Below are 18,377 nucleotides of genomic sequence, written 5' to 3' on the forward strand. Positions count from 1 at the left end.
GACCGATTCGGAGGCAGATTCATGAACGCAGATATTGTCGAATCGCCGATTCTCGCCGATGTGTTCGGTGAGCTAGGTTACAGCACCGCCTTTGCAATCACTGATCTTGAGTTGGCGTATTTCCGCGACTTGATAAGCAAGCAATGGATCGCGCACATAGAAGCGATGCATCCGGAACACGCTGCACGCTTTCGCGAAGCCGGACTCGAACGCTATCACGAGCTGTCGCACCTTATATCGCACTCGGATCTTTGGCCCAAAGAACAGCGCGTGCTGGCGCGCGAGGCCGTTGCGCAATTGGTTCAGCTAGATTTTATCCAGCGCCTGCGCGCGCTATTTGGCATCGATTTTCGAATATCGGGCGTGGTATTTTTTTCCAAGTCGATTCCTGACTATCCCGAAATCTATTGGCGTCTGGTCCGCCCCGGTGTTACGACCGACGTCGGCAGCATGCATACGGACCGATGGTTTCACGACATTTTAAGCGACGGGGAGCCGTTATACGGCAGCGATGAAATAACGATCAAGATGTGGCTTTCGATCTTCACGGAACCTGGGCGAAATGGCCTTTACATCGTTCCTGGATCGCATCTGAAGAATTGGCGCGTCAAATATACGCCAGGATCCGATGGCTTTCCCCGGCCCTCGCTCGATGAGCCGCTTGCCGACGACGAAAAGTATCTCGTCCCGGTTCAACCTGGCCAAGCGATCCTATTCAATGAGAATCTGCTACATGGCGGCGCGGTCAATGCTGGTTCGACCACGCGTGTCAGCGTCGAAATTACCTTTGTCCTGAAACGCTCGGCCTTGCCACAATGAAATCCGCATCCAAAAAGCCGAAAATAGTTCTCGTCTCGGGACACTTCAACGTTCTTCACCCGGGGCACGTGCGTCTTTTGCGCTTTGCGAAAGAGTGCGGCGACAAGCTGGTCGTGGCGGTTGAAAGCGACCGCCTTGCCAAGAACGCGGCGCACGTGCCGGAACAACTGCGTCTCGAAGGCGTGCAGAGCAACGTCTGGGTCGACGAAGCCTTCCTGTTCGACGAGCCGGTTGCCGACTTGATCGCACGACTCCGTCCGGACGTGGTCGTCAAAGGCAAGGAGCACGAGCAGCGAGTGAATCCCGAACTAGCCGTGCTGGATACGTATGGCGGCAAGTTGATATTCAGCTCGGGTGCGACGATGTTTTCGTCGGTGGATCTCATTCGTAAGACGTTCTACGAATCCGATTTGCGCTCTATTTCCGCGCCGAACGATTATCTGGCGCGCCACGACATCGCGGCGGCCCGAGCGCTCGATATAGTGCGTGGATTCTCGAACGTTAGAGTCTGCGTCATCGGCGACCTGATTGTCGATGAATACATTACATGCCAGCCATTGGGTATGTCGCAGGAAGATCCAACCATCGTCGTGACGCCGATCGATGCAACGCAGTTCATAGGCGGCGCGGGCATCGTCGCGGCTCACGCGGCCGGGCTTGGCGCGCAGGTCAAATTCCTTTCAGTAACCGGCGCAGACACCGCTCGCAATTTCGCGCTCAAATACCTTGAGGCTGCCGGAGTCGAGGCGGACATGCTGGTCGACGAAGTGCGCCCGACGACGCGCAAGCAGCGCTTTCGCAGCAAGGGCAAGACGCTGCTGCGCGTGAGCTATCTGCAGCAGGCGGCGATTTCTCCCGCACTGCAGGACGCGATGTACGAGCGGATCGAAGCGCTGATCGACAATGTCGATCTGTTCGTTTTTTCGGACTTCAATTATGGTTGCTTGCCGCAGCCGCTCGTGGATCGGATCGTGCTGCTCGCGCGCTCGCGCAATGTGCTGCTCGCGGCAGACAGCCAATCGTCATCGCAGATTGGCGATATCGGTCGCTTCCGAGGCATGGACCTGCTGACTCCGACCGAGCACGAAGCTCGGATCAGTACGCGCAACCATCAGGATGGTCTGATCATTCTTGCCGAACAGCTCAGGCAGGGCGCGAGCGCGCGCAATGTCCTGCTCAAGCTCGGTGAGGAAGGGCTGCTTGTTCAACCTGAGGCCGTTTCCACGGGTGAAGAGCTTACCGACCGATTGGGCGCGCTGAATTCCGCGCCGAGCGATGTCGCAGGCGCGGGTGACAGCCTGCTGATCGCCAGCGCGCTGACGCTGGCGAGCGGAGGCAGCATATGGGAAGCGGCATATCTGGGGTCGCTCGCGGCGGCGATTCAGGTCGGCCGTGTCGGAAATACGCCGATCCGCACCGAGGAGCTGGCAGAACTGCTTGAAGAGTTTCACGAATGAAGGCGTTATTGCTTGCGGCCGGGTTCGGCACGCGTCTGCGGCCTTTGACCGACACCACGCCCAAGTGCCTCGTGCCGATCCATGGCGAACCTCTACTGGGCATTTGGTTACGCAGCCTGGCTGCCGCGGGTTGTGGCCCATTTCTGGTTAATACGCACTATTTGTCGGAACAGGTCGAATCATTCATCGAGCAAAATCCCTATCGGGAGCAGATCGAGGTTGTCCATGAGCCGGTGCTGTTGGGCACGGCGGGAACATTGATTTCTAATTTGGATTTTTTCGGCGATGAAGATGGTCTGTTGATCCACGCCGACAACTATTGTCTCGCCGATTTTGAGGCGTTTATCCAGGCGCACCGGAACCGGCCGCCGCATTGTCTGATGAGCATGATGACGTTTCGCACGGACAATCCCTCGTCGTGCGGCATCGTGACGCTCGGCGCGGACAACGTCGTCATGCGTTTCGAGGAAAAGCAGCCTAACCCGAGCGGCAATCTCGCCAATGGCGCCGTTTATATTCTTTCCGCCGAATTGCTTGCGCAGCTGCGCGGCAAGGAATCTGAAATCACCGATTTCAGTATGCAAGTGCTGCCGGCGCTGATCGGCAAGATATGCGCGTGGGAAAATCACGGCACGCTGATCGATATTGGTACGCCGGAAACCTATGCGCGCGCGAATGCGCTTTCCGAGGCCTGTATAGGTTGCCAAAGAAAAGCCGTTAGAAATTTGCTTGAACTCGGCAGTCAACCGCCAAGCAATCGCTTCTACACCGATGCCGACCAGCAGTGCGACGCGCATAAACTTACACTGGGTCAATGTGCATCGTGCGGATTGGTGCAACTCGTCGATCCCATGCCGATCGATATGGTTCGATCTCACTACTCATGGATCAGCTACAACGAACCGGAAAATCATCTCGACACTATGGTCGATCGGTTGATCAAGACCCTCGATCTGGATGCGAACAGCCGGATCGTCGGATTGACCTATCAAGACGACTCGACGCTCTTTCGCTTTAAACGACTAGGTTTCGAGAATATTTATCGCTATGAAACCACGTCGGACCTCGGGATCACCGACCCGATGGCAGGTTTGGAAACGATTCAGAGCGTGATGACACCGGCGCTCGCGGCGCAGTTAGCCCAGCGCCGGGGGCTTGCCGACGTGCTGTTCGTCCGCCGCGTGCTCGATCATGCGCATGCGCCGCGTGAGTTTTTGGAGGCGCTCAAGAAACTCGTCAGCCCCAATGGTTTCATCGTGCTTGAAACCCCGGGATGTACGAAATTTCTTGGTGCGTGCGACTATACGTTCATCTGGGAAGAGCACATTTCGTACTTTACCCTTGCAACGCTGAACCGCCTGTTGACCTCAGCATCATTATCGCCCGTTGAATCGTTCGCCTACCCCTCTCAGCTGGAGGATTCGTTGGTTGCAATCACACGACCAATAGCGGGAAACACAGCCGAATACCAACCGCTCTATCCGGATCTCGACCTTGGATCCCAGTTCGCGGCGAAATTTGCGCAAATACGTGCGAGAGTACGAGGCGATCTCGAAAAATTGCGGCAAGAAGGGAAGAGGGTAGTTGTGTTTGGTGCCGGTCATCTCGCCGCGAAGTTTCTCAATTTCTTCGAACTCGCCGATCTCGTTGAATGCGTGATCGATGACAATCCGAACAAGTTGGGCATGCGTATGCCCGGTTCCGGCCTGATTATTCGCTCGTCTTCCATCCTGCTCGACGAGAAAATCGATCTGTGCCTGCTGTCTTTGAGCCCGGAGAGCGAGAAGGGGATCATCGCGGCAAAGCATGATTATCTGGTGCGTGGCGGCATATTCCGTTCGATTTTTACCCAAAGTTCCATTGCGTACATAGGAGCTTGAAGCATGTCACTCAGACTGCGACAAGTCAGCCACGAGGTGTTTTTCTCGACCGACGCGTTTTCACGAATCGGCCCGGCTGAAATCGCATTTCTCAAAAATCAAGCCACGACGAGCAATCGGCGCCGCGCGCGCATTTGCGCGCATCCCTCTAATGAAAATCCGTTGCATGAAATGGTTATCGTCGCCGCATCCGATAGCTACATTCACCCGCATCGGCACCATGACAAGAGCGAGTCGTTTCATATCATTGAAGGTGAGGTCGATATCGTGATGTTCGACGGCGAAGGCGACGTGACCGACATCATCGAGCTCGGTGACATTTCCAGTAAAAAGCCCTTTTTCTATCGCCTGTCCGACGAACGTTTCCATACCTTGTACATTCGCAGTGAATTTCTGGTTTTCCAAGAGGTCACGAATGGGCCTTTCGTTCCCGGTGCTACGGTATTGGCAGAATTTGCGCCGAATGAGGAGGACGATACTGCGGTAGAAATCTGGAACAAAGAACTCGAGCGCCGTGTCGTGCAATACTGGCAAGCCGCCAAGGAACATGAAGGAAGATGACTCACTCCATCGTATTCGGCGGCAGTAAAGGACTCGGCCGCGTTGTGGCCCGGCAGTTCGCCGCGCGTGGCGACACGGTTTCGATTTTAAGCAGGACAGTGCCGCCCTCGGGTGATCTCGGCGAAAAGATCGCTCATTTTTCGGTGGATATTACCGACGGCGACGCAACTTGCAAGGCGCTTGCCGCTGCGGTCAATCAGCATGGTGCGCCATCGTATCTTGTATTTTGTCAACGCCATCGCGGCGGCGGTGACACATGGGTCGGAGAAATCGAAGTGAGCCTCACCGCGTCCAAGCGGGTGATCGAACAATTGCAGGATGCGTTTGCAGTGCAGGAAGACTGCGCGGTCGCATTTGTTGGTTCGGTCTTCAGCGAGCGAATCGGCGATGGCCAGGATATCGGCTACTACTTGGGCAAGGCGGGCATGAACCATATGGCTCGATACTATGCGGTCAATTTGGGTCGAAAAGGAATCCGATTCAATACCGTGACGCCATTTACCTATCTCAAGGAAGAATCAAAAGATTTCTACTTGAAAAATGAGGATGTGCTTGCCCTGTACGAAGATATCGTGCCGCTGCGCCGCATGGCGACGGCCGAAGACAGCGCCAATGTCATTACCTTTCTGTGCAGTCCTGCCGCTTCGTTCGTGAATGGGCAAAATATCTATGTCGACGGTGGACTTTCGCTCGTATGGCCCGAAACGCTGGCACGTAGGCTCAAGAATATTTAAATCGGGCAGGAGATTTCGATGCAAAACACGCTCAAAAATATCACTCGTCGGACGCATTGCCGTCTGTGTAACAACTCGAAGCTTGAACTGGCGGTGCCCATGCAGGCGTCGCCAATTGGAGACCACTACGTTCCCGCTGATCGTCTCGCCGAAAAGCAGGAACTCTATCCACTCGATCTCTATCTCTGCATGGATTGTGGGCATGTACAGAACATCGATGTCGTGGATCCTACCGTCTTGTTTCGTGAGTACACGTACAAAACATCAAGCTCACTGGGATTGGTTGAGCACTACAGGAAGTATGCGCAAGACGTAGTTCATGCCTTCGAGGTCCCGGCCGGTGCATTTGTGCTCGATATCGGCAGCAACGACGGTTCACTGCTGAGTTTTTTCAAAGCGCTTGGAATGAACGTGCTCGGCGTTGATCCCGCGCGTGATATTGCGAAAGCAGCAACCGCACGCGGGATTCCGACCATTCCAGAATTCTTTGGTTCTCAACTAGCGGCACGATTGCGTGAAGAGCATGGCCAGGCTTCGATCGTTTCGGCCAATAACATGTTCGCCCATGCCGACGATCTGGCAGATATTGTGCGTGGGATTCATACCATGCTTGCGCCCAACGGTGTGTTTGTTTTTGAAGTCTCTTACTTGCCAGATATCGTGGATCGGTTTCTGTTCGACACGGTGTATCACGAGCATGTTTCCTATCATTCGATAGCGCCGCTAGCGCGCTTTTTCGATCAACTTGGTATGCAACTGTTCAACGTTGAACGTGTTGATTCGAAGGGCGGTTCGATTCGCGCGTTCGCGCAGCGGAAAAACGAAGGCATACACCCCGTGGCGGATATCATTCCGTCAATGATTGAAGATGAGCTTCGACGCGGATTCAATCGACTCGAGCTATATAAAAATTACTCTGATCAAATCGAACAACGCAAGATTGCACTGGATGCATTACTTGCCGATGCTCGCGCTCAAGGGAAGACTGTTGCCGGCTATGGCGCATCGACGACCGTTACAACGCTGATATGGCAATTTGACCTGCCGGGTCACCTTGCATTCATCGCAGACGACAATCCGGCCAAGGACGGACTGTTTGCTCCGTACTGCCATGTTCCTGTGCTCGCATCCGACGTGCTCTATTCGCGCAGGCCTGACTATGTCGTGATTCTGGCATGGAATTATGCCGAGCCGATTATGAAGCGGCACCAGCGCTTCCTCGATGAAGGAGGAAAATTTGTCATTCCTCTGCCTGAACTGAGAGTTGTTGGATGAACGACAGATCCACACCAGTCTGATAGCCTCGGGCATCGGGCATTGAATACCGGGCCGGTGACCTCGGCCTTTTTTTGCGGCAACGGGCCAAGTTCGCGGGAGCAAAATTCAGGCGTTGAACATGTCGATAAAGGCACCAATGGTGGCGTTGACTTTCTCTTCCGACACATGCCAGGCGGCGCCGTCGTCGGCTGCATAGAAATCGCTGGCATTGGAACCGCCCCAGCGGAAAACTTCGAATGAGGGCCAGTAAATGATATTTTTGAGGTTCGATTGGTTCACCACCTGGTGAGCCACCAGACGCATGGTGCTCTTGGAGAGACAGTCGGCTACCACGCATGATTCGAATTCAAAGGAGGCTATCAGTGGCACCGGCGACACCGTGACCACCACCTTCGCATTCGGTGCCTGACGGCGCACGAAATCGATCAGATAAAGTACGTTATCGACATTTTCCTGGACTGTAGTGGTGCGGTATTCGTATTTCTCGCCCAGTACCCGCGAGTTTAGCGACGTTGGTCGAGGCAACACAAAGGCACCAGTGATTTTGTCAAAGAAGGCTGGGGCTACGCCGAGTGTGAGAATAAAAACGTCAGTGTTGCGAATTTTCTCCAGCGTGCTTTCGGCGCTCCATCCCGGCGGTAGCAGTTCCTGAATTCGTTCGCTGATGGCGACATCGGTCTTTCCCGTGGAGAGCCAGTCGACAAAAGCCCTGTTCGCATACGTCGTATTGATATATTCAGAGATCTCCATATGCGTGCTGTTGAAGCCATTCTTATTGAGTGCCGCGGAGATATTGCGGGCAAAGCACGAGCCCATGGTGAAAAAGCGCGTCGACTTGCTAATGAATTTGGCTTCACTGCGAAGATCAAATGCGATGTGCTTCGTAATCAGTTCCGACAAATCGCCGCGGAAATCCTCGGTCAGTGGATACCGCCCGATCTTCTTGCGCCGCTGTGATGCGGCTTCGGTGGCGGCTTGGGCCAGCGCTGCCCGCCCTATTCGAATGCTGTCGCGATTGATGTCGGTGTCGTAGGTTGCGGGGTCTAGCTCGATGGCTTTTTCCAACGCAGCGATTGAATCAGGCAAGGAATTGGGCGCATTGGTGATGTGCGACAGACTTTCGCTAAGAGAATAATAGTCGCCGGCATTGTTCGACATGGCGGCAAGTTTGCGAAACAGCTCAGCGGCCTTCTCCTGTGGTCCTACCCAGCCGCAGCGTTGGGCAGCGTAACGAACCAGATAACAGTTGGTTTCACTAGGATTTTCGAATAGCACCGGGTAGTCGTCGAGAATGGACAACACCAGGTCGCGCGATGCTGCCAGTTGCTTGTGAGTGCCGTCGTCGATCAGTTGGGCATAAATGAAACGCGAATTCGGATCGTCTCTATCTTGTGCGAGCTTGCCGAAGCAGGCTATCGCTTCGGCGCGCCGGCTCTCTCTGATGAACCTATGTCCGGCTTCCAGAATGTTCTGGCGATTTCCGGACTCCAGTAGTTGGATCAGATCGTCGCTTACGGGAATGGATGTGTCTGTCATTTTTTCGTGGACTCTGATGTATTGACGGTCAACCCACTCGTATCTTTTGAGGCGGGCGCGCCATTTCGGCAGTCGGGTAACGCTGCAGCCATCGCCTGCGATGGTCGTCGTTGAATAGGTCGAAACTCCCGAGATTTATGTTCGCTTAGCTGATAGTAATCACAAGCAGAAAAAATCCAGCGAGAAAATAATATCTTTTAAGGCACCTTAGGTCGGCATTGGCCGTGCTTCAGTGACTTGGACACCAGGAGTTATCCTCCCGCTAGCAGCGATTTCGGTATCCAGCTCAGAAAAGGTTTGTCTGGCCACACGAAGAACGCATCGAGTGGAGTCTTGGCAACCAGGCGATAGCCGATTCCGGTCATATAGCGAACAATATCGCTTTCGAGCACCTGATAAAGTGAGCAGTTCTTGGTTTCAACGACCACGACGCCGGGCCTCATTAAGCCGAGATTGCCGCCTTTTAGTACGTTGAGATCCTCGCCTTCGACATCGACGGAAAGCAGATGAATCTCGCCTTCGGGTAGGTAGGATGCGCGCAGGGCTTCGAGCGTAGTGGTCTTAACGTGCCGGACCTCGATATCTTTGCTCTCGAACCGGCTCGCGTAGCGTTTGCTGGTTTGTGTGTCCATCGTACTTATCGTGTCGTCAGGAAACACAAGAAACTCGGCTTCCTTGACGGCATCCGACACTAGTGCCTGTACGAACACGTCGTTGGGACGCTGCGCAGCCCACATCGGTGCAAAGACATCGTTGCCATCAATGGCAAGACCTGTCCACCCCATCTGATAAAAGCGATAAGTATTGCTGATTCGCGTGGGATGATTCGCACCCACCTCAATATAGACGCCACGCTCGACATTGCGCAGCAGGGACGCGAGAATCAAGTCCTCACCCTCAAGCGAGAAGGATACTTTCGAATATTGAGTGGAAGTGTCAGTCATGATTGGACAGTAGTTGGTCAGCAGGAAAGAGCATGGCGAGTTTGGGTTTCAAGTATTCTCCGGCAGCGGCGCCATCAGTTGACGCAGCCAGATGTCCTGTTCCTCGAGAAAGGTTCGTCCGTTGGTGCCCATACGCTTGACGCAGCTTTGATGATCGAACGCGTCGTCAGCGATAGCGATTGCTATTTCCTTCAATTCCTGCGGGGTTCCGTCGTAGGGAACGCTGAACTCCGCGAATGGCACTCCGGGTAGGAATTCCGGATATATGTACTGAGCCATAAAGGCGGTCGAGTGATATTGGCGCTGATTCATGCGAAATTCGACCGTCTTCGAAATAGGCATGGTCACGGTCATTTGCTTGAAGCGTCCCCCCATGAGTACAAGCAGCTGCATGCCCGTCGCGCTGGAGACAATGCGACCCGCGTAATTCACGAGCGACAAGGCTTGATGCATTTGAACGTCGATCGGAGTGGTGCCGGCAATGGGCATGGTATCGGGGCGATAGGTTCCCCCACGCATATTGCAAAATACCTTGAGGCCACGCTGTGTCAGGCGTGCTGCGACAGTCTCCCAGAATACATCTGGAAATTGCGGATGTGGCGAATTATTGGCGGGAAATAAGATGACTGACTCGTCTTTGACCAAGCCTATTTGGCGCGCTATTTGCTCGGCCTCGGCGTCCCATTGCGCGGGCACGGTTGGACGCTCGAACTGAGCGTCCCACGGCAGTCGGAGCAGGTGGCGGATCATATCGGTTTGCGACATGCCGCCGCGGCCAGGGTATTTGCAGAGGTTGAGCAGCTCATGCAAACGACAATCGCCCTGAACATAGGGATGCGGGTAGATCGGCACGTCTATTTCAAAGCGCACAGGATCCAAATATTTGTTGGCGACCATATTCACCAGGCTGCGCTCGGCTGTGTGAACTCTTCGAAAGCGGTTCGGATACATCTGCGTGATGGCAACATGATCAGGCGGAACTACTATCGTTATGCTATGACCATGTTGTTTTAGGAAGGCTTGTGCAATCGCGCAAACAGCCGCCGTGTCACCGATCGACGCGGCGTTCAGAAAAATCCAAGAGCGGCGATCCGGGTCCCGTATTTGTTCCAGAAGGTGCTTATATTCTTTTTCCAGAATGACGTTCATGGAGACTTTCCGTTGAATAGTGATGAGTGCTGAATGACTGTGCTCGCTGCCGGCGATTATTGAATCGCTGGCGGCGGCTCGATCAGCTCGCGCAGCCAGGCCCCCTGTTCTTCGATATACAGCCGTCCGCTGTCGCCCAGGCGTTTGACGCAATTGGGATGATCGAAGGCGTCGTCTGCGATGGCGATCGCCACATCGATCAATTCCTGGTCGGTTCCGTCATGCGGCACGCTGAATTCCTCGAACGGCACGTCGCAGACGAGTTCCGGGTACATATACTGGGCCATGAATCCGGTCTGGTCGTACGGCCGGCCGTTTTGCATATGAACGGTGAAGTTCTTCGCTATCGGCATGACCACGGTCATCTGCCTGAACCGTGCGCCCAGCATGATGGAGAATTGCATGCCGTTTGTGCTGCACACCGTGCGGCCTGCGTAGTCCACTAGCGGTATGGCCAGATGCCTGGGCACATCGATGGGAGTCGTACCGGCGATGGGCATGGTCTTGGGCTGGAACTTGCCGCTTTTCATGTTGGTGAACACCTTTAGCCCGCGTCGAGTCAAGCGCGCGGCGACCGTCTCCCAGAAAATATCGGGAAACTGGGGATGTTCCGAGTTGTTGGACGGAAACAGGATGGCCGATTTGCCCTTGGGCATGCCGATCTGCTGGGCGATCTGCGCCGCTTCGGCATTCCATTCGGCGGGCACGATGGGGCGCTCGATCCGCGCGTCCCACGGCAAGCGCAGGAAGTAGCGGTAGAGGTCCGTCAGATTCAGGCCGCCGCGCCCGGGATACTTGTAGAGATACATCAGGCTGTCGCTGCGGCCATCGCCGATATCGAACGAGTGCGTGCAGATTGGCATGTCGAGATCGAAAGCCAGGGGATCCACATAATGATGGACCATGTCGAGCATGACGTGGCGTTCCGCCGTATGCGCCGCCAGAAATCGGTGGGGATACATCTGCACGAGGGGAACTTGGTCGGGAGAGAGGACGATCGTGATCGCGTGTCCGTGGGTTTTGACGAAGGCTTGCGCAAGCGAGCAGAGCAGCGCCATGTCGCCGTACGCCGACGCGCCGCCGAAGAGTATCCACGAACGCTGATTCGGATGACGGACCTGTGCCAGGATGTCCTTGTATTTTTTCTCAAGCAGTGCTTCCATCTTTTTCCCTTAATGGTCGGCGTTATTTCCGGAATGCATCCAGGCACAGCCGCAAAGTATTGTCTATTTCGAGATCGATTTGGTTGGTCGGCGCGTATCCCGTCCCGGCCAGTTTGTCGCAGCGGTAGATCAACGACGGCGCGGGGCTGCGATCGTTCGAAGGGCAGGTGATTGAAATATCGCCATGGGTCAGCGCGCGCCAGCGTGCAGCGACGCGTTCGGTCATCGCAAGAATCGAAACCGAGTTCCCGCTTCCCAAGTTGAACAAGCCATTGCCTATCCGCGGCGCGTCGAGCCGCATCAGGTGCACGACCGCGTCGGCGACGTCGCCCAGCGTGATGAAGTCCCGCAGCTGAGTCCCTGCGCTATTGAGCTTGAGCGCCCCGGTGACGACGGCCTGCCTGCACAGATCGTTGACCAGCAGCGTCCAACGGTCGACGTCGGGCGTGGCCGGCGCGCCGAAACCATTGGAGAGGCGCACAACGATGCCTTCTATCTGCGCCTGGTCGTGCGCGGCCAGCACGAAGTCTTCCGCGACCTTGTGCGTGATCGCATAGGGATGGACAGGACGGGGCAGGCTGGCCTCGGTGATTTCCCCTTGCAGCGGAGACCCATAGACATGGGCCGTCGAGAAATAGATAAAGCGCCGCACGTTCGAGCGCCTCGCCGCTTCGAGCAGACGCAGGCTGGCCAGGCCATTCATCCGCAAGGCCTCGATGGGGTCTCGTGCCGATTCGATCTCGTTCGCGGCCGCGAGATGAATGACGGCATCAACGCCCTGGCATGCCTGCGCCAGCGTATCGTCCGAGTCCCATTCCAGGTGCGCCATCTGCAGGGCAGGCAGCCACGCAGGGGCCGTCGTTCCCTGCCGGCGCGAGCCGCAGCGCACTTCGTATCCGGCTTGCACGAGCGCCAACGCCACCCGGCCGCCTACGTAGCCGAGTCCGCCGGTGAGGAGCACGGAGGGTTTCATCGATGTTCGAACAGTAGAGTTTCCCGATACGCCGGATCAAACCGGCGTAAGCCCCTTGATCAGGACTCCGCAAGCCTCGAAATTCAGCGGCGCCCCATAAAGCGCGCGCAATTGATCGCACTCGAGCTGGGCCTTGCTCATGTTGTAGTTGGTCCCCGTTCCGAAAGGCCGGGTATGGATCGCAGCGACTTCGTCGATGATGGCCATCTTGGTGGCGATGCAGCCCAGCAGCTGGGGCCAGATATTGTCGAGCCCCCAGCCCGAGATCGATCCGTACATCATGGGCAGGCACAGCCTCAGGGTTTCGCGCGAGAGAATCGGGCACATGCCTTCGACGAAGTTGGTATAGCGCAGCGAATAGTCGGGATGCTGGCGCGTGACGGGATGGGTGATGTGTCCCGACGCGGCGAGCGAGGGCTGCGCCAGATCGAAATCGTGCCGGCGGAATATGGCGAACATCCGATTGATGACGGCCCAAGACAGCAGCAAATCGTCGTCCGCCAACCAGAACCGGTCGTATTGCCACAACGGGCCGTCGTGCAGGAAGAGCGCATGAATGGCGCCGAATTTCCGGTCCTCAGGCTGCCAGGTCAGATACTCACAAGCCAGGTCGGCCGGCGGCGCGCTCTTGCCGTACCAGCTGATGCAAAGATCCCAGTTTCTTTCGGTGCTGGGGATGTCTTGCGGCCATTCTGTGTGCACCGAGTTTTCATTGGCGCGCAGCACGATCAGGTTGCGCCTGGAGGAACCGCCCGCCGGAGCTCGGAGAAATTCGACGGGTTCCAGTTGCGACTGCTGGCCCAGGTCCGCGCCGGAAGGCATCTTGACGCGGTCGAGCACATGCACGGTTTTTCCATCGCCGAGAAACGTGCCCGTCAATTTGACCAGGCCCGATTCATCGTATTGTGCCTGGGAAAACAGTGTCGTGGCCACGTCGTTGGCATTGAGCAGGGCGACGTGGTCGCCGCGCATCTCCCACGATCTTTCCGAAGGATGGATGTAGCCGCCGACGATGCCGCGCGGCAGCAGGCGCAGGATGGGCGCAACCAGGCTTCCGTCACCGCGCGAAAACCGCCAGGCGTGGCTCATCAGAAAATCGGGATCGATGCGGTGACTCATTGTTGATTCCTTACAGCGCTTCCGGCCAGTGATAGCCGCTCAACAGGCTCTGATTGCTCCAGAGATAATCCCATTCGCCAAAGCGGCCCCGGCTTGCGATGCCCAGCTCGAGCAGATGCCGGCGCACGATCTCGCGATGGTCTTCCATGCCGATGTCGAAAATGACGTTGCCGTAGGGCACGTGGCGATGGTCGATGAACAGGATGTCGTCGGCCGTGCCTATGCCCATTTTTTGCAGGGCATAGGCGGTGTTTTCTTTCAGCGTATCGGCATCGAATTGAGACTGAGGGCCACGGCTGTAGGCCTCGAATTGCAGCGAGCTGCAGCCTGGGGGAGCATTGTTTGGCGACTTGATCGACGGCGCGTAGGCTCGGCTCGCCAGAATGTCCTCGTCATAGATGTAGAACCACAGATCGCGCACGACGTTCCTGCGAAAGCCCACAGAGACCAGGTCGATCGAGCTGGCGACCAGATTCCGGGCCGCTTCGCTCACGGCGGCCGGCACGTCTTCGAGCAAGGTCGTGATGACGGGCAAGGGTAGGGTGCTGACCAGTTGGCCGTATTGGATTTCGTCGCCGTTGGCGCAGCGCACGACGCGCTGGCGTGGGTCGATGCGCACGACCTTGCGGCCCAGGCGAATCTCGGCTTCGGCGATCAAGGGTTGGATGAAAGCCTTGTAGCCGCCCTCTACCGGATAACGCATTTCCTTGGTGTAGTAGTGGTTGGGCGTGTCGTCGGTGAAGGCGCCGTACAGGATCTCGTCCAACTGCGCGCGGCGCATGCGATCGCCGATCCACGTGGTGGACAAGCGGGCCGCTTCGCTGGCCCAGTACTTGCGCGTGTAGCGCAGGGGATAGCGTTCTGCGATCGCATCACCGTACTGATGGCGCAGCCAGTTTTCGTAATTGTCCTCGTCCATGGTGTCGCGGCGTCCGAGGAAGGACTCGATCAACGCCACCTTTTCCTGCGCCGGCAGCGGGACCAGATTGTTCTGGACCGGATGCTTGAACCAGGTTCCCTGGTCGAAGCAGGTGGAGTCGGCAGGGTGGGTCAGGTAGGGGGTGCGATCGAAGATTTCCCTGACCTTGGGTTCTTTCGCAAAACTGAGATGGACTGCATGGTCGAAGCGAAAGCCATCGATCACGAAATTGTCCAGCAATCCCCCCGCGGAATCGCGGGCTTCTAGGATCACGGCGCGGCGGTTCATTTCGCGGCAGCGCAAGGCGGCGCCCAGGCCCGCGACGCCGGCGCCGAGTATGAGGACGTCGATCTGTTCCATCGTCATTCCAGGGGATAAGTTTCGAGCGACACGGACTGCGCTTCGTCGGGATCGTGCTCGATGCTGGCCAGATTCAGCAGCAGGCTGGGCGCGTCGCTGATGCCGCCGAAGGCCACCCAATAGCCCGCGGGCACGGTCAGGCGTGCATAGTGATCGCTGCCGATGTCGTAGCGTACGGTCTTTCCTGTTTCGGCATCATGCACGTGAAAGCGCACCATGCCGATCGGCACGACGAGGTTCAATTGCATGATCCGATGGCACTTCCAACCCTTGGTTTCACCGGGCAGCACGGTGCTGAAGTAGGCCTCGCCAAAATCGGCGAAGCCGGGATCGCTGCGCTTCATGGCATGCAGCACGTCGCCCTTGGGATGAGAGATGCGCCGCAGCGGGGTCAGCAGCACGGGTTCTTTCAGCGCGACCATGGCACCCCTCGCGCGCGCGCTTTTTCTTCATACGCGCCGATCTGCTTCAATGTCAGCGCGTACATATCGATGCCTTCCCGATAGTAGGCGTGATACCACTGTCCGACCATGTCCACGCATTCCCTATAGTCCAGGCTTGCCTCCCAGCGCAGATGAAACAGCGCCTTGTCGCAGTTAAGCTTGAGCAGGCCCGCTTCATGAAAGGGAATCTGGTCCGTGACCTTGTAGGCCTGGTCCGGGGATGCAAAGTTCCAGTGCTTGCTCAAATCGCCGAGCAGCTGCAGCACGGTGTGGTTCTGTTCGGCGCGCGGGCCGAAGTTGAACGATTCGCCGCGCAGATCGTCTCTGTGCGCGAGCGCCGCGGCCAGCGCCAGATAGCCGCTCAGCGGCTCCAGCACGTGCTGCCAGGGGCGCGTGGCAGACGGGCTGCGAATCTCCACCGGCTCGCCGCGAGACCAGCTCCTGACGCAATCGGCCACGATTCTGTCCGCCGCCCAGTCGCCGCCGCCGATCACGTTGCCCGCGCGTGCCGTCGCCAGCCGCACGCGGTTGTCGGGGCGGGTAAAGAACGAGTGATAGTAGGCGTGAATCACCACCTCCGCAGCGCCTTTGCTGCCGCTGTAGATATCGCGCCCGCCCAGATGGTCGGTTTCTTTGTAGCCCCAGACCCATTCGACGTTCTCGTAGCATTTGTCCGAGGTGATGAGCACTGCGGTGCAGGGGCCATTCCACTGGCGCAGGGCTTCGAGTACGTTGACGGTTCCCACGACGTTGGTCGTGATCGTGTCTACAGGGTTCTGGTACGACACCGACACCAGCGACTGCGCCGCGAGATGAAATACGAAATCGGGTTCGAACGCTTCGAGCGCCTGCCTCAGGGCGGCGATGTCGCGGATATCGCCGACACGGTGGTCGATGCGCGATTCGAGATCCAGTACTTCGAAAGCCGAGGGTTGGGTCGGAATGCGATCGGAAAAGCCGCAGACGATCGCGCCCGTTTTGAGCAGCCAAGTGCTTAGCCAGGACCCCTTGAAACCCGTGTGTCCTGTGATAAAGACTTTCTTGCCCTTGTAGGTTTCCGTCAGCATTTCAGTCCCAGGTTTTCCAAGGCGCCGTGCCGTTGTTCCAATGGTTCTCGAGCAGCGTCTTGTCGCGCAAGGTGTCCATGCACTGCCAGAACCCGCCATGCGAATAGGCTTTGAGCTGGCCTGCAGCCGCCAACTGCTCGATCGGCTCGTTTTCCCAGGTGGTTTCGTCGCCGGCGATCAAATCGAGCACTTTGGGCGACAGCACGAAAAAGCCGCCGTTGATCAAGCCGCCGTCCCCGCGCGGCTTTTCCTTGAACGAACGCACCCGCTGGTCGTCCTGGATGTCGATCGCGCCGAAGCGTCCGGGCGGGTAGGTGGCCGTGACGGTGGCTTGCAGGCCGTGGCTGCGGTGAAAGGCGACCAGCTCGGTGATATCGACGTCGCTGACGCCGTCGCCGTAGGTCATGCAGAACGCCTCGTCGCCCTCCAGGTGGCGCGCCACCCGTTTGAGGCGGCCTCCCGTCATGGTGTGCTCGCCGGTATCGACGAGCGTCACGCGCCACGGCTCCGCATAGTGCCGGTGCACTTCCATCTTGTTGTTCTGCATGTCGATGGTGATGTCCGACATGTGCAGGAAGTAGTTGGCGAAGTATTCCTTGATGAGATAGCCCTTGTAGCCGCAGCAGATCACGAAATCATTGATCTGGTGGGCCGAATACATTTTCATGATGTGCCAGAGAATGGGCTTGCCGCCGATCTCTATCATCGGTTTGGGCTTGAGCACCGACTCTTCCATGATCCGCGTTCCCAGACCGCCGGCGAGAATGACCGCTTTCATCAGGAGTACTCCGATTCGATTTACATGGCAACGCAGAAGGCGGGCATCGGCGCCCCCGACAGATACTGCTTCGCGGTATCCAGCGCCTCGCGTATCGTCACGTCCATGTCCAGATAGCGATAGGTGCCCAGGCGGCCGACGAAGGTCAGGTTCTTTTCCTGCCGGGCGCGCTCGACATAGCGGCTCAGCATGGCCTGTTCCTGGCTGAGCCGGATCGGATAATAAGGAATATCGGCAGGTTCGCAGGCGCGGGAATACTCGCGATAGCAAAGGCTTTTCTCATGCTGTTCCCACGGCGAGAAATGCTTGTGTTCGGTGATTCGGGTGTAGGGTACGTCGGTGTCGGCATAGTTCATCACCGCACAGCCCTGATAATCGCCGTCGTACTGGAAGGCCTCGAAGTCCAGCGTCCGATAGCCCAGCCGTCCGAGCTCATGGCCGTAGTATTCGTCGAGCGGTCCGGAATAGAACACGTGGTCATAGCCTGACGCCGCGGCCGCCTGCTTGTCGAAGCGCGTGTTCAGGCGCACGTCGATGGCGGGGTGATCCAGTATCTTGCCGATCATGGCGCTGTAGCCGTTTTCGGGCATGCCCTGAAAGCGGTGGAAGAAATAATTGTCGTCGTAGGTAAAGCGTACCGGCAGGCGCTTGAGGATGCTGGCCGGTAGCTGGTCGGGCGCGCAGCCCCATTGCTTGACGGTATATCCCTTGAGAAAAGCCTCGTAGAGGTCGCGCCCTACGAATTTGAGCGCCTGCTCCTCGAAAGTGCGAGGTTCGTCCGCGGTGCCTTCCGACAGCGAGGCAATGAACGCGCGGGCCTCGTCGGGGCGCAGGGTCTTGCCGAAAAACTGATTGATCGTGTGCAGGTTGATGGGCAGCAGATAGACCTTGCCGCCCGAGGTCGTCTTGACCCGGTTGACGTAGGGCATGAAGCGCTCGAACCCGTTGACGTAGCGCCAGACTTCCTCATCGTCGGTGTGAAAGATGTGCGGGCCGTATACGTGCACCATCACACCGGTCGCGTCGTCCCGGCGGGTGTGGCAGTTGCCCGCGATATGGTCGCGCTGTTCGACGATGACCGAGCGATGCCCGGCCTGGACAAGCTGGCGCGCGATGACGGCGCCGGATAGCCCGGCGCCGACGATGAGAACGGTTTTGCTCAAGGCGTCAGGCTCCGTGCTTCGGTTTGATGAAATC

At 57.2% G+C, this 18,377-nt stretch carries 17 protein-coding genes; 6 read left to right on the forward strand and 11 right to left on the reverse strand.

Features of this window, described 5'->3' with window-relative positions:
• Positions 1 to 21 precede the first annotated feature (21 nt).
• The 6 genes from ACTHJ1_RS08415 to ACTHJ1_RS08440 are packed head-to-tail and all read left to right on the forward strand — an operon-like array spanning position 22 to position 6,726.
• Positions 22 to 819: a phytanoyl-CoA dioxygenase family protein gene (locus ACTHJ1_RS08415; RefSeq protein WP_440190544.1), complete on the forward strand. Its 798-nt coding sequence runs from the start codon at positions 22 to 24 to the stop codon at positions 817 to 819.
• Positions 816 to 2,276, forward strand: coding sequence for a PfkB family carbohydrate kinase (locus ACTHJ1_RS08420; protein ID WP_440190547.1), 1,461 nt, complete (start codon positions 816 to 818; stop codon positions 2,274 to 2,276). Before ACTHJ1_RS08415 ends, ACTHJ1_RS08420 begins: the two co-directional genes overlap by 4 nt.
• Positions 2,273 to 4,156 carry a sugar phosphate nucleotidyltransferase gene (locus tag ACTHJ1_RS08425; RefSeq protein ID WP_440190550.1) on the forward strand — a complete coding sequence of 628 codons (1,884 nt, stop codon included), beginning with the start codon at positions 2,273 to 2,275 and terminating at the stop codon, positions 4,154 to 4,156. The genes ACTHJ1_RS08420 and ACTHJ1_RS08425 overlap by 4 nt, the downstream gene beginning before the upstream one ends.
• A gap of 3 nt (positions 4,157 to 4,159) precedes the next feature.
• Positions 4,160 to 4,717 carry a WbuC family cupin fold metalloprotein gene (locus ACTHJ1_RS08430; RefSeq protein ID WP_440190553.1) on the forward strand — a complete coding sequence of 186 codons (558 nt, stop codon included), beginning with the start codon at positions 4,160 to 4,162 and terminating at the stop codon, positions 4,715 to 4,717.
• The gene (locus ACTHJ1_RS08435) at positions 4,714 to 5,451 is read left to right on the forward strand and encodes an SDR family NAD(P)-dependent oxidoreductase (RefSeq protein ID WP_440190556.1); all 738 of its coding nucleotides are present in this window, start codon (positions 4,714 to 4,716) and stop codon (positions 5,449 to 5,451) included. Before ACTHJ1_RS08430 ends, ACTHJ1_RS08435 begins: the two co-directional genes overlap by 4 nt.
• An 18-nt stretch (positions 5,452 to 5,469) precedes the next feature.
• On the forward strand, positions 5,470 to 6,726 hold the full coding sequence (locus ACTHJ1_RS08440; protein ID WP_440190559.1) for a methyltransferase domain-containing protein: 1,257 nt from the start codon (positions 5,470 to 5,472) through the stop codon (positions 6,724 to 6,726).
• 108 nt (positions 6,727 to 6,834) lie between these two features.
• Here ACTHJ1_RS08440 and ACTHJ1_RS08445 read toward each other — a convergent pair whose 3' ends face one another.
• The 11 genes from ACTHJ1_RS08445 to glf all read right to left on the reverse strand — a co-directional run bounded on the left by ACTHJ1_RS08445 (position 6,835) and on the right by glf (position 18,343).
• On the reverse strand, positions 6,835 to 8,265 hold the full coding sequence (locus ACTHJ1_RS08445) for a GSCFA domain-containing protein (protein WP_440190562.1): 1,431 nt from the start codon (positions 8,263 to 8,265) through the stop codon (positions 6,835 to 6,837).
• A gap of 251 nt (positions 8,266 to 8,516) precedes the next feature.
• Positions 8,517 to 9,209: an FkbM family methyltransferase gene (locus ACTHJ1_RS08450; protein WP_440190565.1), complete on the reverse strand. Its 693-nt coding sequence runs from the start codon at positions 9,207 to 9,209 to the stop codon at positions 8,517 to 8,519.
• A gap of 48 nt (positions 9,210 to 9,257) precedes the next feature.
• The gene (locus ACTHJ1_RS08455; protein ID WP_440190568.1) at positions 9,258 to 10,358 is read right to left on the reverse strand and encodes a hypothetical protein; all 1,101 of its coding nucleotides are present in this window, start codon (positions 10,356 to 10,358) and stop codon (positions 9,258 to 9,260) included.
• 56 nt (positions 10,359 to 10,414) lie between these two features.
• Positions 10,415 to 11,521 (reverse strand): hypothetical protein, encoded by a 1,107-nt coding sequence (locus ACTHJ1_RS08460; protein ID WP_440190571.1) that lies wholly within the window; start codon positions 11,519 to 11,521, stop codon positions 10,415 to 10,417.
• Positions 11,522 to 11,543: 22 nt separating this feature from the next.
• Positions 11,544 to 12,494: an NAD-dependent epimerase/dehydratase family protein gene (locus ACTHJ1_RS08465; protein ID WP_440190574.1), complete on the reverse strand. Its 951-nt coding sequence runs from the start codon at positions 12,492 to 12,494 to the stop codon at positions 11,544 to 11,546.
• Positions 12,495 to 12,530: 36 nt separating this feature from the next.
• Complete coding sequence (locus ACTHJ1_RS08470) at positions 12,531 to 13,613, reverse strand: DUF707 domain-containing protein (protein ID WP_440190577.1); 1,083 nt, start codon at positions 13,611 to 13,613, stop codon at positions 12,531 to 12,533.
• 10 nt (positions 13,614 to 13,623) lie between these two features.
• Positions 13,624 to 14,892, reverse strand: coding sequence for a protoporphyrinogen/coproporphyrinogen oxidase (locus ACTHJ1_RS08475; RefSeq protein ID WP_440190579.1), 1,269 nt, complete (start codon positions 14,890 to 14,892; stop codon positions 13,624 to 13,626).
• Between the two features lie 2 nt (positions 14,893 to 14,894).
• Positions 14,895 to 15,314 carry a dTDP-4-dehydrorhamnose 3,5-epimerase gene (locus tag ACTHJ1_RS08480; protein ID WP_440190582.1) on the reverse strand — a complete coding sequence of 140 codons (420 nt, stop codon included), beginning with the start codon at positions 15,312 to 15,314 and terminating at the stop codon, positions 14,895 to 14,897.
• A complete protein-coding gene (gene rfbG, locus ACTHJ1_RS08485; RefSeq protein ID WP_440190585.1) occupies positions 15,302 to 16,402 on the reverse strand; it encodes a CDP-glucose 4,6-dehydratase in 1,101 nt (366 codons plus the stop codon). Before rfbG ends, ACTHJ1_RS08480 begins: the two co-directional genes overlap by 13 nt.
• A 1-nt stretch (position 16,403) precedes the next feature.
• Positions 16,404 to 17,180 carry a glucose-1-phosphate cytidylyltransferase gene (gene rfbF, locus ACTHJ1_RS08490; protein WP_440190588.1) on the reverse strand — a complete coding sequence of 259 codons (777 nt, stop codon included), beginning with the start codon at positions 17,178 to 17,180 and terminating at the stop codon, positions 16,404 to 16,406.
• A 20-nt stretch (positions 17,181 to 17,200) separates the two neighbouring features.
• Positions 17,201 to 18,343: a UDP-galactopyranose mutase gene (gene glf / locus ACTHJ1_RS08495; protein WP_440190591.1), complete on the reverse strand. Its 1,143-nt coding sequence runs from the start codon at positions 18,341 to 18,343 to the stop codon at positions 17,201 to 17,203.
• Positions 18,344 to 18,377: the final 34 nt, after the last annotated feature.

It is taken from the genome of Bordetella sp., assembly GCF_051960075.1.
Taxonomy (GTDB): domain Bacteria; phylum Pseudomonadota; class Gammaproteobacteria; order Burkholderiales; family Burkholderiaceae_B; genus Bordetella.

Excerpts from the sequence above, each read along its gene's own strand:
- ACTHJ1_RS08435 (WP_440190556.1), top strand. The coding sequence starts at position 4,714 with ATGACTCACTCCATCGTATTCGGCGGCAGTAAAGGACTCGGCCGCGTT.
- ACTHJ1_RS08470 (WP_440190577.1), bottom strand. The coding sequence starts at position 13,613 with ATGAGTCACCGCATCGATCCCGATTTTCTGATGAGCCACGCCTGGCGG.
- ACTHJ1_RS08460 (WP_440190571.1), bottom strand. The coding sequence starts at position 11,521 with ATGGAAGCACTGCTTGAGAAAAAATACAAGGACATCCTGGCACAGGTC.
- ACTHJ1_RS08455 (WP_440190568.1), bottom strand. The coding sequence starts at position 10,358 with ATGAACGTCATTCTGGAAAAAGAATATAAGCACCTTCTGGAACAAATA.
- ACTHJ1_RS08475 (WP_440190579.1), bottom strand. The coding sequence starts at position 14,892 with ATGGAACAGATCGACGTCCTCATACTCGGCGCCGGCGTCGCGGGCCTG.
- ACTHJ1_RS08440 (WP_440190559.1), top strand. The coding sequence starts at position 5,470 with ATGCAAAACACGCTCAAAAATATCACTCGTCGGACGCATTGCCGTCTG.
- rfbF (WP_440190588.1), bottom strand. The coding sequence starts at position 17,180 with ATGAAAGCGGTCATTCTCGCCGGCGGTCTGGGAACGCGGATCATGGAA.
- ACTHJ1_RS08445 (WP_440190562.1), bottom strand. The coding sequence starts at position 8,265 with ATGACAGACACATCCATTCCCGTAAGCGACGATCTGATCCAACTACTG.
- ACTHJ1_RS08425 (WP_440190550.1), top strand. The coding sequence starts at position 2,273 with ATGAAGGCGTTATTGCTTGCGGCCGGGTTCGGCACGCGTCTGCGGCCT.
- ACTHJ1_RS08465 (WP_440190574.1), bottom strand. The coding sequence starts at position 12,494 with ATGAAACCCTCCGTGCTCCTCACCGGCGGACTCGGCTACGTAGGCGGC.
- rfbG (WP_440190585.1), bottom strand. The coding sequence starts at position 16,402 with ATGCTGACGGAAACCTACAAGGGCAAGAAAGTCTTTATCACAGGACAC.
- ACTHJ1_RS08420 (WP_440190547.1), top strand. The coding sequence starts at position 816 with ATGAAATCCGCATCCAAAAAGCCGAAAATAGTTCTCGTCTCGGGACAC.
- ACTHJ1_RS08480 (WP_440190582.1), bottom strand. The coding sequence starts at position 15,314 with ATGGTCGCGCTGAAAGAACCCGTGCTGCTGACCCCGCTGCGGCGCATC.
- ACTHJ1_RS08415 (WP_440190544.1), top strand. The coding sequence starts at position 22 with ATGAACGCAGATATTGTCGAATCGCCGATTCTCGCCGATGTGTTCGGT.
- ACTHJ1_RS08430 (WP_440190553.1), top strand. The coding sequence starts at position 4,160 with ATGTCACTCAGACTGCGACAAGTCAGCCACGAGGTGTTTTTCTCGACC.
- ACTHJ1_RS08450 (WP_440190565.1), bottom strand. The coding sequence starts at position 9,209 with ATGACTGACACTTCCACTCAATATTCGAAAGTATCCTTCTCGCTTGAG.